Below are 17,207 nucleotides of genomic sequence, written 5' to 3'. Positions count from 1 at the left end.
TTGTACATATAACCATAATAAACCATGCAAAATAAGGAATACATCGTTGCATTAGATCAGGGAACAACCAGTTCCAGAGCTATCATTTTTAATCAATCGGGGGAGATTGAAGGTGTAGCTCAGCGAGAATTTAAACAACATTACCCGCAATCAGGATGGGTAGAACATGATCCTCAGGACATCTGGTCTACACAGTTTTCAGTACTTACAGAGGCCCTTACCAAATCGAAGATCAATTCTTCAAAAATAAAAGGAATCGGAATCACTAATCAGCGTGAAACAACAGTAATATGGGATAGAAAAACGGGGGTTCCTATCTATAATGCTATTGTATGGCAAGACAGAAGAACAGCAGAATATTGCCGTTCTATCAGTGATAAAGGACATGGACCGCTGATCCAGAAAAAAACCGGCTTACTGATCGATGCTTATTTTTCAGCTTCAAAGATCAACTGGATACTGGATAATGTAAAAGGTGCCCGCAAAAAAGCAGAAAAAGGTGAACTTGCGTTTGGGACAATTGATACCTGGCTGATCTGGAATCTTACCAACGGAGAAACACATGTTACGGATGTTACCAATGCTTCCCGGACGATGATCTTCAATATTCAGACGATGGCATGGGATGATGAATTACTGGACATTTTTGATATTCCGAAGTCTATTCTTCCGGAAGTTAAAAGCTCTTCTGAAATCTATGCCGAAACTTCTAATGAAATACTCTCTCATCAAATCCCTATCGCAGGTATTGCAGGTGATCAGCAGGCGGCATTGTTTGGACAGATGTGTACAGCCAAAGGTATGGTGAAAAACACATATGGTACAGGCTGCTTTATGCTGATGAATATTGGCAAGAAGCCTGTTATTTCGAAGAATAAGCTGGTTACTACAGTCGCATGGCAGATTGGAAAAGAAGTAACTTACGCATTGGAAGGAAGTATTTTCATAGGCGGTGCGATTGTGCAGTGGCTGCGTGACGAACTGGGTATTATCAAAAAATCTGCTGATGTAGAAAAGCTTGCTGCCTCTGTTGAAGATTCTAATGGGGTATATTTAGTACCTGCATTTGCAGGCCTGGGTGCACCTATATGGAATCCTGATGCAAGAGGAACTATTGTCGGGCTTTCGAGAGGAGCAAATGCAGCCCATATTGCCAGAGCAGCGTTAGAAAGCATTGCTTTTCAGACCGTAGATATTTTACGAGCTATGGAATCAGATGCAGGTTTAAAGATCAAAGAGTTACGTGTTGACGGAGGTGCTACGCAAAATAATCTGCTGATGCAATTTCAATCTGACATTCTAAGTTCGACTACGGTACGCCCTGAAATTACGGAAACAACGGCATTGGGAGCCGCTTATCTGGCGGGTCTTGCTGTGGGATTCTGGAAAGACATTGAAGAAATCTCAAAACAATGGAAAGAAAACAAAAAGTTTGAGCCCAATAAGAAAACTAAAACCAAAGAGCTACTTGAGGAATGGCACCGTGCTGTAAATGCAACGGTCTATTGGGCGGAAAACAAATAATGATAACCTTTATAAACCAAATCATATAAAATTATGACACCATTTGTAGCTGAACTTATAGGAACAGCAGTATTGATCCTTCTCGGAGGAGGCGTTGTGGCGAATGTAGTATTAAACAAAACAAAAGGAAACAATTCAGGATGGATCGTCATAACTACAGCATGGGGACTGGCGGTCTTTTGTGGAGTAGTTATAGCCGGTCCTTATAGCGGAGCACACCTTAGCCCTGCTGTTACTGTAGCAAATATGGCTCTGGGAAAGATGACTTTTGCTGCAGGTATGGAATATATTGCAGCACAGTTTGCGGGAGCTATGTCAGGAGCATTTCTGGTCTGGCTGATGTACAAAGACCATTTTGATGCGACAGAAGATGCCGGAGCAAAACAAGCTGTATTTTGCACAGCTCCTGCTATCCGTAATATTCCGGTCAATCTGATCAGCGAGATTGTGGGTACTTTTGTGCTGATATTTACGATCTTTCACTTTACAGATGCTAAATTACCAGATAACTCCCCTGTAGGACTTGGTTCTATCGGAGCATTGCCGGTAGCCTTTGTCGTCTGGGTCATCGGTCTGGCACTGGGCGGTACTACCGGATATGCGATCAATCCGGCTCGTGACCTCGGCCCGCGTATCATGCATGCTCTTCTTCCGATCAAAAACAAAGCAGGCTTTGATGCAGGTTATGCCTGGGTACCGGTGATCGGCCCGGTGATTGGCAGTTTGCTCGCTGTAGGGCTTTATTTAGTATTAAATTAAGAAAGACTATTTTTGTATAAAATAGATGAACATGAAATTTTATTCTTTTGCATTGTGTGGACTGGCTTTAACTTTAGGATTTTCATCTTGTAGTATGTTAAACAAAAAAAATCAACTGGTGAACGACAAATTTCCTGATTTCTCTGCAGAAGCACACAGAGGTGGCAGGGGCTTATATCCGGAGAATACCATTGAGGCGATGAAGATGACCATTGAAAATATGCCTCATATTACAACTTTAGAGATGGATTGTCACATCACGGCAGACAAAAAAGTAGTTGTTACACATGATGACTATTTAAATCCCAAATATATCCGCTATGCAGATGGAAGAGATATCCCTGCTGACAAAAAGGATCTGAAAATCTTTAAATTTGATTATAACGAACTCAAAACCTACGATACAGGTTCTAAACCGTACAGCGATTTTCCGGATCAGTTAAAATTGAAAACGCATATTCCATTACTATCCGAACTTGTAGATGCAGCAGAAGCCCAGGCTAAATTGCACCGAAAAAGCCCGATGTTTTATAATATCGAAACCAAGAGCTCTCCAAAAGGTGATAATATCCTGCATCCGCAACCTTCTACTTTTGTGGATCTGATGGTAGAAGTAATTATGAACAAAGGCATAGGTTCCAGAACGATTATCCAATCATTTGATAAACGTACGATACAATATCTCCATAAGATGTATCCGCAACTGAAATCTTCCTATCTGATAGACGGCAAGAACAAGCAGTCTGTTGATGAGTTAATCAACGATTTGGGTTTTACTCCTTTTATCATCAGTCCGAACTATTCCCTTGTTACAAAGGAATTTGTTGCGGATTGCCATGCCAAAGGCATAAAGGTGATTCCCTGGACAGCTAATACAAAGGAGGAGATCAAACGTCTGAAAAAATTAAAAGTGGACGGCATAATCAGTGATTATCCAAACTTACTTTAAAAAAGAAAAGGAACTTCGTGTTCCTTTTTCTTTTTTATTTATTCAGAGAGTCTTTCAAAACCAAAGGTATCCGATCTGTCATCTTTTTTCCCTTCTAACGTATTTCGGATAATCTGAGCAGCAATCATACTGAAGGTAATACCATTACCTCCGTATCCTAATGCATACAGCATCCTTTTCTTACCCGGCCATGCTCCGATAAAAGGTAATCCGTCTTTCGTCGAAGAAAATGTACCACACCAGGCCATGCTGACTTCAAACTTAATTTCAGGAAACATTTTCTTTAGTTTGTAGGATAGTTTCCGGACTTTCTTACGCAGCAACAAATCCCGCACCTTCGGATTACGAAATGGTTCATCCTCCCCTCCCATCATAATCCGGTTGTCTGCAGTAGACCGCATATAAAAATAGGGAGACTTCGTTTCCCATATCAGACTCTTTTCCTTCCAGAACTGTTCTTCTTCAATAGGGTTAGTTACTAATGCATAAGTAGAGTTAAGATGCATCACCTCTTTTGGTAAAAATTGACCGGCCTCAAATCCCGCAGCAATAATTACATATTTACAGGAAATAACAAATCCGTCTTTAGTTTTCAGGTCATACCCTCCCTTCTTCTCCTCATACCGGACAATCTCTACCGGACTATAGATATCCAGCTCTTTTTTGCTGTAATGATAATTTAATATACCAGTCGCAGCTGCATAGGCATCCATCTGGGCAGACTGATCATTATAAAGCGCTCCAAATCCATCTATTCCGTATGTCTTCATGAGCTGCTCTTCATCCAGATAAGATACCGGCAAACCATATTTACTGCGGGTTTCATACTCCTCCCCAATCATTCTCCGGCCATTTCTGTTACTGGCCAGAAATACGGTAGAAACCCGCTTGAAGTCTGCTTTTACCTTTAGCTGTTGCAAAACATTCTCCAGATCAGTGATGGATTGCAAACTGGATTGGTAAGCCTGTACAGCTTTCTTTTCACCTACATCCTTGATCATTTGGCTCAAAGGCACATCTATCTCATATTGCAACTGCGCAGTGCTGGCGGCTGTACTCCCCGTAGCAACGGTTCTTTTATCAAAAATCGCACACTTAATCCCAGCCTCGCACAATTCATGAGCGACCAGTGATCCTGTAATTCCTGATCCAATAATAGCAACATCTATTTTTAGGTTTTCCTGAAGGGGTTTATTGTAATCATAAAGGGCATTTTTTATTATCCAAAAAGGTAATCCAGAATATAAATCCATATAGTATAATTTATATCAAAAAACAAAACCGGCAAACAAAAGTTTCGTAGAATCCTTTTAAATAAAAAAGGACCGTCTGTAATACGGTCCTGATATATACTTTTGTACTTATGCGTAAATCTATTTTCAGACTATTGGCAAAGATCAATAAGGTGATTCTTCCAAAATTGAGTAAGAAAGATCCAACCAAGTTGACCAAATTTCAACAAGCTATTTTAGCTTATCGCTATTTTATTACGACTCGCGCTTTGGATTAGTCGTCATCGTCAGCTTATCATTTACAATATGAAGCTCCGTCTGTGGAAAAGGAATACTGATTCCATGTTTATCCAGTGCATTCTTAATGAGTTCCTGATTTTCATTATTTGCCGGCCAGAAATTTTCTTTCTTTGCCCATGCACGAATAGTGAGGTTGACAGAACTGTCAGCCAGCTCACTCACAAAGATCTCAGGAGCGGGCGTTTCCAGAATACGGTCATCTGATTTGAGTACTTCCAGAATAATATCCTTAGCCGTTTTAATATTTGCATCGTAAGATATACCGATCACATATTCCAATCTTCTGTTGACAATCTTAGTATAGTTTTTTATCACAGAATTGGCCAGTGTACCATTCGGACTAAACATCCGTATTCCATCGGCACCGATTAAAGTAGTATAGAGCAAATCTATGCGCTCCACAGTACCTGCAGAACCATTGGCACTGGAGACATAATCTCCTACTTCAAATGGTCTGAACATTAAGATCAATACTCCTCCTGCAAAATTAGAAAGACTTCCCTGCAGTGCCATACCTACAGCCAGACCAAAAGCGGATAATGCAGCGATAAAAGATGTAGTCTGAATACCCATTGTGCTGGCTGCAGTAAGAATAAGCAAAGCATACAGGACAAATTTTAACATGCTGGATATAAATGCCCGTATAGATACATCTATATTGCGTCTTTCAAAACGCTTGTTCATGATATTGATCAGAAATTTGATCAGATACCGGCCAAAGAATAATATTCCCAGACCTACCGCAATACTTGGTATACTGACAATGACAACATCTATCAGTTTTTCTAATCCACCTTCAAATCTGCTAATATTTACTGTTTCCATACAATTGTTAAAATTTGAATATATTTGATTTTTCATTCCAAAGGTAGGAAGAATTGATTTTTTGCACTGTATTTTCTTTAATTTTTAAGAGTCTTTAACATTCATTTCTATGATTTATTTAGATAATAATGCTACTACAGCACTCCACCCGGATGTATTGGATGAAATGATGCCCTACCTCACAGAATCCTACGGAAATGCATCGAGTATACAGCATAAATCAGGCAGGATTGCTTCTGCAGCAGTAGTAAAAGCCAGACAGCAGATAGCGAATAGTCTTCATGCCAGTGAGAAGGAAATTTTCTTCAATTCAGGGGCTACAGAAGCCATCAATACCGTTATAAAAGGTGTATTTTCACTCTACTCAGGCAAAGGAAAGCATATTATTACTTCAGCTACCGAACATAAAGCGGTGCTGACATGCTGTGAATATCTGCAGAAAAAGGGTGCAGAGATAACATTTGTCCCTACAGACAGCAATGGTATGATTGATATACCTGTATTGAGAGATCTGATCCGGCCGGATACCATTTTAGTAGCTTTAATGGCTGCGAATAATGAAAGTGGTGTTATTCATCCCATAGATGAAATTGCCTCAATTACCAAAGAGAAGAATACATTGTTTTTTTGTGATGCGACTCAGTACGTAGGCAAAATGCCCCTTAATCTGGAAAAGAGTATGATCGACATTCTTTGTTTCAGTGCGCATAAGTTTCATGGCCCCAAAGGTGTAGGCGCCTTATATATCCGCAGAAAATCGAAGCCAACACAAATAGAGACGCTGATACACGGAGGTAAACAGGAACATGGATTTCGTGGCGGAACCTATAATGTTCCAGCGATCGTTGGAATGGGTAAAGCCCTCGAACTGGCCGTTTCTGATTTCACGCATCAACAAAAGATATCAGGCTTAAGAAATTTGTTGGAGAGTACGATCCTTAAAGAAGTACCGGATACGGAAGTTATAGCTTCAGCAGTCTCCCGTATTGCCAATACTTCTAATATTACATTCAAGCATACCAAAGCTACTGAGATCATGAGCCGGCTTAATGATATCGCCCTATCTGCAGGCTCGGCCTGTGTATCAGGCGACCGGGATCCTTCACATGTACTCAAAGCTATGCATCGCAGCGATGAGGAAGCTTTTTGCAGCCTGCGATTTAGCCTGAGCAGATTTACAACCGAAGAGGAAATAAAAGAAACGGTTACGAAACTCCGTACTGTGGTAGGGCAGATCCGGGAGCAATCCCCTGTATGGCAACTGTACAAGGATGGACTTTTGGATTGATTTTTGACAAAATACTAACAGACAACAGATTGCTTATTTTCAAAAAAATAGCGTAATTTGTAAGAAAAGCAGAAAACATGGAAAGCATGATCACCATTACAGATAAAGCGAAAGAACGTATCCAATCCATTATGAAGACGGAACAGTACGACGATAGTTATTTTGTTAGGGTTGCCGTAGAGAGTGGAGGTTGCTCAGGTCTTTCATACAAACTCGATTTTGATAACGAAGAAAAAAAAGGAGACCAGTTCTCTGAAGATAAAGGGATAAAAATCTGTCTGGATATTAAATCGTATTTGTATCTGGCTGGTACCGAACTTGATTATTCAGACGGTCTAAACGGTAAAGGATTTGAATTTCATAATCCTAATGCCAGCAGGACTTGTGCCTGTGGGGAAAGTTTCTCCGTATAACACAACAAAAGATAATAAAAAGGTCTTCTTTATGCTAAAGAAGACCTTTTTTATGCTATTTATTTTCGTTTTCGCAAATCTCTTTCAACTTTAGATTCATTTGTTCAAATCCTCGTCTGGTATTGTTATCCAGTGTTTTTTGAAATAACGGAACAAGTAAACCTTTGAAAATCTCACTTTGTACAAAGGTGGTCGTACCATCTCCATTGTCAATCAGTTCAAATGCATGCTCCCCATCGAATAATCCCGGTATTAAAAGCCTGCCTATCCAACTCAGCTTTTTGTTTTCCTCATAAACTAAAACCTTAGGTTTGAAGATCATACTTCCGGAGTTTGGCGGTTGTATGTGTACACGTATTTTTTTCCCGACCCGGAAGTCACCATCCAGCGATTTTATAAAAGGATTCCACTCCGGATACTGTGCAAAATTCGTAAAAACGGACCAGATCTTTAGTGGTGTGGCCTGTATACGAATATGTGTAATTATTTCTTTAGCCATGATTATATTTCCAAATAATACAACAAAGATCCGTTAGCTACAGCAGATTGCTCTTGATAAAAATCAAGAATTTGTCATCCCTATTTTTTTCGAATGCGGCTGAATGTTTCTGGCGTCATTCCTAACATGGATGCGATATACTGCAATGGAACCTGATTAAAAAGCTCTTTGTTGTGCTCGAAGAAATAATGATAACGCTCTTCACTACTCATAGACAAATGGCAGAATATTCTTTCTTCCATCTTTGTAAAACATTTCACTATAAACGTTTTTTCAAATTCATTCCATTTGGAAAGCATAGTGCCGGCTTTTTTATAATCTTCTTTGCTTATGGAGTACAGCACCGTGTCTGAAAGAGCCTGAATATTCCACCGGGAAACATCATCATACATAAACCCTGTCAGATCTGTTACAAAAGAACCAGCGGTTGAAATCCATTGTGTAACTTCTTTTTTGTCGGTATGAACAAAGATCCGCAGCATACCTGACTCAATAAAAGAGAGCTTATTTACCCGCTGTCCTTTCTGGACAAAAAAATCATCCTTCCTTAAGCGTTCTTTTTGAAAAAGAGTACTTATTTTTTCGATTTCAACATCCGATACGATGCCAAAATAAGACTTTATATGCTGTGCTAATACGGCCATTTAATTGCTTTATGCTAAAAATTCTTTGGAAAAATTTCTATTTCAATGTACACATTACTTTTGTGACTTTGTTAAATTTATTTCTCTGTTAAAGGCAAAGCAAGGACAAATGTATTACGATCAGCCTTGACCTGATAAAACAAATATCCTCCATGGGCTTCGACAATACTTTTGGATAATGTGAGTCCTATACCTCCTCCATCTTTTCGGGTTGTATAAAAGGGCAGAAATATGCGGGGCACAATTTCAGGATCTATTATTCTGCCGGAATCCGAAAATTCTATATAAGTACGTGTATTCAAACTGTAAACCCGTACCCATATATCCTTAATATCATGACTTTCTACTGCATACATGCTATTCGTAAAGAGATTGATCATTACCTGCTCCATTTGAATTGCATCTGCAAATATGCGGATATCGTGACCGTCTTCATAATGCAAATTGATTCCCTTCTGCTGTAGTATTCCCATATATCCTCGCAGGCAATTCCGTATCAGCGTATCTACAGCTATCCATTCAGGTTGAGGTGTAGGTAACATAGTCAGACGTCTGTAGCGTTCCACAAATTTTTGCAGATGATAGCTCCTGTTGAGAATGGTATCCACACTCATCTGTACATCTTCTTTATCTTCTACACTAAGAGATTCCTGTTCCAGGATCTCACTGACGTTTCCAGCCAGCGAATGTATCGGAGTCAGTGAATTCATCAATTCATGTGCTATCACTTTCATAATAGACAACCAGGCTTCATTTTCTGTAGAATCTATGACACGCTGTATAGAATCCAGTAAAATGATGTAATATTGCTGATCAGCTACTTTGCTCGCCGATGTCTGAATAACGAAAGTCTGCTTTTCTTCTTTATTGATCTGAATATCTATAGTAGACTTATATTCTGCAAATTTCTTATCTTCTATCGCCTCATAAAATTGGGGTACAAAAGATTTAAACTGATGCCAGTATGTAATCCCGGGTATACCAAAATACTTGCGCAGGTATTCATTCATATTCAGTACCGTCCAACTGTCTTTACTTTTCTTCAAAATCAAAACCCCTGACTCCAGACTATTAAGTAAATGCTCATAAATAAATGCCTGTGAATGAAGATCAAATGAGGCCTTTTTATTCTTCTCATACAATTGGATAAGCTGATTCAGCACTACATTTTCCTTTTGTTCTTCAAAACTCAAAGTGTAATCATCATACAACATGGCTTGTACAATACTATCAAACTTACTGTAATAGCGTTTGATAAAAACCCGGGTCTCAAAAACAAGAATCAGTAAAAATATAACTATACTTGCCAGTACATACCACAGACTATGGAGACCGCAATATATAGCTACGGCAATGAGTATGGCTAATATGAATGTACGGATCACTATCCCGATAACCAGCTTATTCGTACTCATACATTTGGATTTGGGATACTATATTTTTCTAATTTACGATACAAGGCTCCTCTCGAGACGCCGAGTTCATGAGCAGCTTTACTGATATTGCCTGCGTATTTGTGTAAGCTGTCAATTATCAGATTACGCTCGACATCGCTTATTGTCGTTTCTTCTTTACTTTTCACTAAAGCCAGTGCTCCTTCAAATCCCATATGTTCAAGAGTAAGCTCCTGCTGATCTGCTAATATCACCGCACGCTCTATCCGATTCTGAAGTTCCCGTATATTACCCCTCCATTCATATTGTTCCAATTGTCTCAGCGTAGTGTCCCCGATATGCAACATCTCCATATCATATTTTTCGCTCATATGCTTCAAAAAGAACTGCAGCATATACGGTATATCTTCGCTCCGTTCCCGTAATGCCGGCAGATACAGCGATACGGTATGTATACGATAATACAGATCTTCCCGAAAAACTTTTTCCTTTACTGCCGATTCCAGGTCGATATTAGTTGCAGTGATAATGCGCACATCCAGCTGTCTTACTTTGGATTCCCCTAATCTGGTTACACTTTTACTTTGTATGACCTGCAATAATTTTGACTGCAGATGCAGCGGAATATTACCAATCTCATCCAGAAAGACAGTGCCACCATCGGCTTGTTCAAATCTACCGGCCGTATCCTTACCTGCATCAGTAAATGCTCCCTTTGCATAACCGAACAATTCACTTTCAAACAGATTTTCATTCAACGAACCCAGATCCACATGTACAAAAGGATGATCTCTTCTGGCAGATTGTTTATGAATATACTCCGCCAATACATACTTTCCTGTTCCGTTCTCTCCCTGTATCAGTACGGTAGCATCTGTCTTTGCAACCCGTTCTGCCATTTGATATACTTTTAGAATCTCAGGTGAATTCCCTTGAAAAAATACTGGTGCTGACGGAGCAGCAATCTTTTTAGCTTTACGCAGCTGTTGTACAGCAGATTTCACTATATCTATCAGCTTTTCATTATCCCATGGCTTCAGCACATAATCTATCGCTCCCAACTTAATACCCTCTACAGCTGTTTCCACATTGGCAAAGGAAGTCATAAGTATGATTCTGACTTGCGGGAAATGTTCCTGAACTTCTTTTAGCCTGTAGATTCCTTCTCTTCCGTTTTCATACCCCATTCGGTAGTTCATATCCAGCAAGACGACATCGGCTTCACAGTCCCGGATTTTATCCAGTAACTGCCTGGGATCAGACAATACATTTACCTTTTCAAAATATCGTTTCAGTAACAGTCTGGAGGCGATCAATACCTCCTCCTGATCATCAACCACTAAAACAGAAGCTTCAACTTTTTTCATTTCACACAGCTAATTGTTCACTACCGGACAAACAAGTGTCCAAAACCGAACACTCAAACCTATAACATTAAAAATTACAACTGATAATCAACTAATTACATTTAAAACAAGCAGATGGCACAGATATTATTGCAGCATTAACAACTACATAATTCAAGAATAATGGATATAGCAATCCCTCGTAAAAATAGAAAAAAACAATACATTGCCCTATCAATTTTAGGTTTTTTAGTGATTATCGCTATCGGTATCTACCTCGCTACACGGCCTTCATCTTTGAATATAAAAAAGGATGAAATACAGATAAAAGCAGTTAAGTACGATAGTTTTGAAGACTTTGTTGTATTTCAGGCGCAGGTGGATCCACTACACGCGATGTTAATCAACATTGTTGAGGGAGGAGCTGTACAGGAGTTATACATAGAAAACGGTGCGATGGTAACTCAGGGGATGCCATTGGCGAGACTGTACAACCCGAATACAGAATTCAATTTTCTGTCGCAGGAGACCGCTATTATTGAACAAATGAATAATCTCAATGTACAAAAGCTATCATTGCGAAATCAGGAACTGGAGCTTTCGAAAGAACTTATCACTATTGATCATGATTATAATGATACCAAACTGCAATATGATATGAATCAGAAGCTTTATTCAAATAAAGTATTAGCAAAAAACGAATGGGAACAAACACAGGAGAAACACAGATATCAGGAAGAACGAAAAAATCTGATTCAAAAAAATATATCCAGAGAAAAAGAAATTAATCAGTTGCAAATCGCTCAGATCAATCAGGCTTTACAGGCCATGCACAAGAGTTTAGAAACCCTAAGACAAAATAAGAAGAATTTTCTGGTCTTAGCCCCTGTTAGCGGCCGTCTCAGTTCTTTCGATGCTGTACTCGGCCAGACTTATCAGGCAGGTACAAGTATAGGTAAAGTAGATGTTATGAAAGGATATAAACTCACGGCTATGATTGACGAATTCTATCTGGAAAAAATCAATTCAGGTCAGACCGGAAATATCGAGATGAAAGGAAAATCTATTCCGGTACGCGTTTCAAAGATTCTTCCGGAAGTCAAGTATGGTCAGTTTAAATTAGAACTGGACTTTACAGATAAACAGCCCGATGGACTTCAGCAGGGATTGTCCTTCGGTGTCAAGCTTATATTGTCCGGAAAAGAAAAAAAACTTGTCATTCCTAAAGGCACTTTTAATAATGTCAGTCAGGGGAAATGGATATTTGTCGTAGAGGGAAATAAAGCAACCAGACGTCCGATAGAACTAGGAAGAGAGAATCCTTATTATTATGAAGTTATCTCCGGGCTCAAAGAGGGTGACCGAATCATTACCTCTGGCTATGATGATTATAAAAATATACAACAATTAAATCTAAATTAATACATATCAACATGATACACATTAAAGACTTATCCAAGGTATTTACGACTGAAGAAATACAGACCAAGGCACTCCATAATATTAATCTGACAATTAATGAAGGTGAATTTATTTCCATTATGGGACCTTCTGGCTGTGGTAAATCCACTTTACTGAATATTGTTGGTCTGCTGGATAATATCAGCAGCGGAAGTTATCAGCTGCTGGGTGAAGAAATTGCAAAGCTCTCTGAATCGGGAAGATCTAAAGTACGCAAAGCTAACATTGGTTTTATCTTCCAAAATTTTAATCTGATTGATGAATTAAGTGTTTTTGACAACATTGAACTTCCATTGATCTATAATAAAGTACCACCTGCAGAGCGTAAACATCGTATCCATGAGATCGCTGAAAAACTCAATATTTCACACCGGCTGCAACATCATCCACAGCAACTTTCAGGAGGACAGCAACAGCGTGTGGCTGTAGCCCGGGCTTTGATCAATAATCCCAAGATTATCCTTGCTGATGAGCCCACAGGAAATCTGGACAGCAGCAACGGAAATGAGGTAATGGAATTGCTGACGCGCTTACATGCCGGAGGAGCAACCATACTCATGGTGACGCACTCTGCTCATGATGCTGCTTTTTCTCAGAAGATCATCACTATGAAAGACGGTGAGATTCTGAGTGAGAAAATCAATCAGAAGACAGTCGATATTTTTACCAGATAAGACGCCTGTTCAAGTATTTACCAAACTAAAATATGCTCGATTATGATAAAAAACTGGTTTAAAATATTTATTTACAATGCCACACACAATAAGGTATTCACGATTCTGACGCTTATCGGTCTCACACTCGGAGTGACTGGAGTAATCCTGTCCCTCCTGTACTGGAATGATGAGCATGCCTACAATAAGTGGAATCCGGAGAAAGATAAGATCTTCGAGGTCATGACCAGAATCAGTGAAGATATGATGTGGAACAGCAGTCCCGGCCCTCTTGTCCCCATCCTCATGGAAAAATCAAATGAAATAGAAAGCTACTGCCAATACAGAGCCTATTACTTTGATCAATACTTTAAGGTCAATGGTAAAACGGAAATACTGACCAGAACTATAAACACGCAAGGTTCATTTTTTGAGTTTTTCCCTTTTGAAATCATAAAAGGATCTGTCCGCCAGTTTTCCTCTTCGCAAAATACGATGGCTCTGGAAGAATCTGAAGCAAAACGATTATTTGGTTCAGCCAATCCCATTGATCAGATTATCACAACAGATAATAATGAAAGTTACGTGGTTACTGCTGTATACCGTATCCCCGGAAAATCATCTATTTCGCCAAATGCAGTTTATACAGCAATGGAGAAAGATATCAAAAGAAAAGCTGATTCCTGGGGGGACTTTGAGTTTACAGTATTGCTGAAACTCAAGGATGCGTCAAAAAGAGATCTGGTCAAAAAACAGATTGATGAGATCTACCTGAATGAGCGGGCTGTCAAGTATGCGAAGGAAGCCGGTATTTCTTTAAAAGAGTTTCTAACCAAGTATGGTTCAATTACAGTATCGCTTCAATCCCTGTCAGAAAGCAGACTGATATCAAAAAGAACAGGTTTTCCGGAAGGAAGTGGAAATCTTCTTTTCCTGAAAATCAATGTTGGTATTTCCATATTGGTACTCCTCCTTTCGATCTTTAATTATGTCAATCTCACTGTGGCATATGCGATCAAGCGTGCAAAAGAAATTGGCGTGCGTAAAGTAGTAGGTGCTGACAAAAAACATATCATACTGCAATTTCTTTTCGAAACCTGTATCACTTCTGTCATTAGTATTATTCTCGCTGCAGGAATTACGGAAGTGCTTTTGCCATCCTATAATTCTCTGCTGGATAAGACGATGACGCTCAACCTTCTGGATTTCCTTCCTCATATGTTGCTGCTGTTTCTGATCCTGTTGATCTTTGCAGGTTTGATTCCGGCCATCTACGTAGCTAAATTTGATGTATTAAAAGTGCTTAAAGGAAATTATTCGAGAAGTAAATCCGGCACCTGGTTCAGAAATGGCATTCTAAGTCTGCAATTTACCATAGCCACCTTCTTCTTAATATCCGGGTTAATGGTACACAAACAGGTGAATTATATGATAGACAAAGATCTGGGCTTCAACAGCGATCAGGTACTGACTATATCATTTATAAAACAGTATCCTGAAAATCAAAAGTTCAATAACTATGAAAGGATAAAGCAGCAATTGCTAAAAATAAAAGACGTACAGGATGTCAATATCAGTTCCTTCACTCTGGGAGGAGGAGCCAATTCAAGTTCGAGTCTGGAATATAAAGACATCTCTATACAGGGACAAAATATGGCTCTGGATTTCGGCTACCTCGAAATGTTAAAGATAAATACGATTAGTGGGCGGTCTTTTGATAAAAATCTGGGCTCAGATTCTACCGGATCTGTTATGCTTAATCAGACAGCAGCAGATATGCTCAAGGAAAAAGATATAGTCGGTAAAGAAGTCCGTTTTATGGGAAAAACTTTTAAAGTAATTGGTATAGTCAATGACTTTAACCTAAAAGGTCTTCAACAAAAAATAGAAGCGATGACATTTTTCCATTTAAAGGCTTTTCCGTGGATGGAAGGAAATATTACTAATATTTCAGTCAAAATAAGTCCTGAACATATGGAAAAGACAATCTCGGAGATTGAAAAGTACTGGAAAACCAATGTCGATGATCTGCATCCATTCAGCTATGAGTTTGTAGATAAAAGATTTGCACGTACATATGAAAATGTTGTTAAACAAAGAAATCTGTTTGCTGTGATGAACATTGTCGTTATTCTGATCGCATTATTCGGATTGTTTGCGTTGACCTCCTATTCTATTGAAAGAAGATTTAAAGAGATCGCCATACGTAAAGTAATGGGTGCAGAGACCAAAGATCTGCTCCTGTTTCTGACCCGCCAGTATATCTGGATATCCGGAGTCGGATTTATACTTGCACTCTTGCCAAGCTATTATTTTATCAATACCTGGCTTAACAATTTTGCCTATCGCATTGCTATCAGCTGGCAGACCTTCCTTATAGCTATCGTCCTAATGCTGATCCTTACCTTAACCGTTGTCTTGTCCAAAGCATACAGAGCTACACGACTGGATATCCTGAATGTGTTGAAATATGAATAAAAGTATTGTTTGTTTAGTATTAATGATGCTGGGCTTCCCTTTATCGGGGAGCACCCAGCAACTTTATACACTACAGGAGTGTATGGTGCTGGGTATGGAGAACCACCTGGATGTAAAGATCCAGAACCTTCAGATAAAAGCATTCCGTTCAGCCGAAATACATACGGCATCCCGTTTTCTGCCCGATATTTCTGCCCGGATCAACCATTTCTATAATTTTGGTTCTACCATCAACCCGCAAACTAATGCTCGGGAAAGTGCCAATATACAATCGGATAATATTTCCGTAGATGCCGGAATTAACCTTTTCAACTTTGAGGACTTAAATAAGTCCCGCATAAGCAGGCTACAAACAGCTATCGCACAGGCAGATAAGGCAGTGATTGATCAGGAATTTGCATCCTTACAGATTCAGCGTTATACAGAGGCATTGGCCGCCCAGGAATTGAAAAAAGTCATTACGCATCAGCTCGTCAATTCCAAAGAACAACTGGATCGTATTGAAAAGGAAGTGGCAGACGGTGCCAAACCGGAAAGCGATATCTATGATATACAAGTCATCTATACACAGGAACAAAAACTGCTGAAACAAGCCGAGCAGGATGAGCAGAATAAGAAAGCCATATTGGCTCAGTTGATTAACAAAGATGATATTTCTGCAACTCATATGATTCTTATACAAGATACTCCCTCATATGATCATTCTGTCGGATCGGCTATATTGGAGAATAACCCTTCTGTTGTAAAAGAACAGTTAACACAGCTAAAATTACAACAGGAATACAGGCAACTCCTGCATCAATATCTACCCTCAGTGAGATTAAATTATTCTTACGGTACATTTTATGCCACCGCAATCGATCAGATATTTGATACATCATTCAGATTCGGGAGCCAGCTGAAAGATAACAGGAGTCAGTATCTCGGACTGAATCTATCCATACCTATCTTTTCCAAAGGAGATGCGAAACGATTAAGAACCAGAAAGAATATTGATATTCTTCAGCAACAGGAAGTCGTTACAAAAAAAGAAACAGAATTAAAAAATGAATTGCAAAATCAATCCAGAAAACAACAGCAATTTGCAGAACTGGAAGCAACATTAGAGGAAGCATCAGTATATGCCGGTAAAGCATATGAAACCACCAAAGTGAAGTATGAATATGGAAAAGCAGATATCTCGGCTTACAAGGCTGCAAAGAACCAATTACTAATGGCTCAATATGATGTATTAAATAATGCGCTATCGGAATGGATGACGGGGAAACTAATCCAAAATCTGGTATCTGATCAATATATAAAAAGATAGGTCTCCAACCGGGGAGATTGAAGACCTATACTAACCAATTATTAACCTAAATTATGAAAGACCAAATATACCCCGATTTGACCTTATTGTCCAAATTACACGAAGGCTTTAACATAGTTTTAACAGATTTCAG

16 protein-coding genes are annotated in these 17,207 nt (G+C 39.2%); 10 read left to right on the top strand and 6 right to left on the bottom strand.

Features of this window, described 5'->3' with window-relative positions:
* Window positions 1-24: 24 nt before the first annotated feature.
* The 3 genes from glpK to B4B65_RS10760 are packed head-to-tail and all read left to right on the top strand — an operon-like array spanning window position 25 to window position 3,232.
* Window positions 25-1,524: a glycerol kinase GlpK gene (gene glpK / locus B4B65_RS10770; protein ID WP_293915636.1), complete on the top strand. Its 1,500-nt coding sequence runs from the start codon at window positions 25-27 to the stop codon at window positions 1,522-1,524.
* Between the two features lie 33 nt (window positions 1,525-1,557).
* Window positions 1,558-2,283 carry an MIP/aquaporin family protein gene (locus B4B65_RS10765; protein ID WP_201679046.1) on the top strand — a complete coding sequence of 242 codons (726 nt, stop codon included), beginning with the start codon at window positions 1,558-1,560 and terminating at the stop codon, window positions 2,281-2,283.
* Between the two features lie 31 nt (window positions 2,284-2,314).
* A complete protein-coding gene (locus B4B65_RS10760; RefSeq protein ID WP_293915635.1) occupies window positions 2,315-3,232 on the top strand; it encodes a glycerophosphodiester phosphodiesterase family protein in 918 nt (305 codons plus the stop codon).
* A 38-nt stretch (window positions 3,233-3,270) separates the two neighbouring features.
* On the opposite strand, the gene B4B65_RS10755 is transcribed toward B4B65_RS10760, so the two are convergent.
* Window positions 3,271-4,485, bottom strand: a complete 1,215-nt coding sequence (locus B4B65_RS10755; protein ID WP_293915634.1) for an NAD(P)/FAD-dependent oxidoreductase — start codon at window positions 4,483-4,485, stop codon at window positions 3,271-3,273.
* Between the two features lie 110 nt (window positions 4,486-4,595).
* Here B4B65_RS10755 and B4B65_RS10750 point away from each other — a divergent pair, with 110 nt between their 5' ends.
* Window positions 4,596-4,742 carry a hypothetical protein gene (locus tag B4B65_RS10750; RefSeq protein ID WP_002995760.1) on the top strand — a complete coding sequence of 49 codons (147 nt, stop codon included), beginning with the start codon at window positions 4,596-4,598 and terminating at the stop codon, window positions 4,740-4,742.
* Here the strand turns inward: B4B65_RS10750 and B4B65_RS10745 are convergent.
* Window positions 4,720-5,589: a mechanosensitive ion channel family protein gene (locus B4B65_RS10745; RefSeq protein ID WP_236582097.1), complete on the bottom strand. Its 870-nt coding sequence runs from the start codon at window positions 5,587-5,589 to the stop codon at window positions 4,720-4,722. The genes B4B65_RS10750 and B4B65_RS10745 overlap by 23 nt on opposite strands.
* Before the next feature lie 109 nt (window positions 5,590-5,698).
* Between B4B65_RS10745 and B4B65_RS10740 the strand changes: the two genes are divergently transcribed.
* Window positions 5,699-6,877 (top strand): cysteine desulfurase family protein, encoded by a 1,179-nt coding sequence (locus tag B4B65_RS10740; protein ID WP_293915633.1) that lies wholly within the window; start codon window positions 5,699-5,701, stop codon window positions 6,875-6,877.
* A gap of 86 nt (window positions 6,878-6,963) precedes the next feature.
* Window positions 6,964-7,290, top strand: a complete 327-nt coding sequence (locus B4B65_RS10735; protein ID WP_037460037.1) for a HesB/IscA family protein — start codon at window positions 6,964-6,966, stop codon at window positions 7,288-7,290.
* Window positions 7,291-7,345: 55 nt separating this feature from the next.
* On the opposite strand, the gene B4B65_RS10730 is transcribed toward B4B65_RS10735, so the two are convergent.
* From B4B65_RS10730 to B4B65_RS10715, 4 genes are all read right to left on the bottom strand, one after another.
* Entirely contained in the window at window positions 7,346-7,789 is a 444-nt protein-coding gene (locus tag B4B65_RS10730; RefSeq protein WP_293915632.1) for an SRPBCC domain-containing protein, read from the bottom strand.
* Between the two features lie 80 nt (window positions 7,790-7,869).
* Window positions 7,870-8,433, bottom strand: a complete 564-nt coding sequence (locus B4B65_RS10725; RefSeq protein WP_201679040.1) for a Crp/Fnr family transcriptional regulator — start codon at window positions 8,431-8,433, stop codon at window positions 7,870-7,872.
* 77 nt (window positions 8,434-8,510) lie between these two features.
* A complete protein-coding gene (locus B4B65_RS10720) occupies window positions 8,511-9,848 on the bottom strand; it encodes a sensor histidine kinase (RefSeq protein ID WP_293915631.1) in 1,338 nt (445 codons plus the stop codon).
* Entirely contained in the window at window positions 9,845-11,194 is a 1,350-nt protein-coding gene (locus B4B65_RS10715) for a sigma-54-dependent transcriptional regulator (protein WP_293915630.1), read from the bottom strand. Before B4B65_RS10715 ends, B4B65_RS10720 begins: the two co-directional genes overlap by 4 nt.
* Window positions 11,195-11,356: 162 nt before the next feature.
* On the opposite strand from B4B65_RS10715, the gene B4B65_RS10710 reads away from it, so the two are divergent.
* The 4 genes from B4B65_RS10710 to B4B65_RS10695 are packed head-to-tail and all read left to right on the top strand — an operon-like array spanning window position 11,357 to window position 17,074.
* The gene (locus tag B4B65_RS10710) at window positions 11,357-12,595 is read left to right on the top strand and encodes an efflux RND transporter periplasmic adaptor subunit (RefSeq protein WP_293915629.1); all 1,239 of its coding nucleotides are present in this window, start codon (window positions 11,357-11,359) and stop codon (window positions 12,593-12,595) included.
* A gap of 11 nt (window positions 12,596-12,606) precedes the next feature.
* On the top strand, window positions 12,607-13,308 hold the full coding sequence (locus tag B4B65_RS10705; RefSeq protein ID WP_293915628.1) for an ABC transporter ATP-binding protein: 702 nt from the start codon (window positions 12,607-12,609) through the stop codon (window positions 13,306-13,308).
* A gap of 42 nt (window positions 13,309-13,350) precedes the next feature.
* The gene (locus tag B4B65_RS10700) at window positions 13,351-15,765 is read left to right on the top strand and encodes an ABC transporter permease (RefSeq protein WP_293915627.1); all 2,415 of its coding nucleotides are present in this window, start codon (window positions 13,351-13,353) and stop codon (window positions 15,763-15,765) included.
* Window positions 15,758-17,074: a TolC family protein gene (locus B4B65_RS10695; protein WP_293915626.1), complete on the top strand. Its 1,317-nt coding sequence runs from the start codon at window positions 15,758-15,760 to the stop codon at window positions 17,072-17,074. The genes B4B65_RS10700 and B4B65_RS10695 overlap by 8 nt, the downstream gene beginning before the upstream one ends.
* The last annotated feature ends 133 nt before the right edge of the window (window positions 17,075-17,207 follow it).

Source organism: Sphingobacterium sp. UBA5789 (assembly GCF_002418355.1).
In the GTDB taxonomy this organism is placed as follows: Bacteria; Bacteroidota; Bacteroidia; order Sphingobacteriales; family Sphingobacteriaceae; genus Sphingobacterium.
Note: the sequence above shows the minus strand (reverse complement) of the source record. Positions and strands in the feature narration are given on the sequence as shown.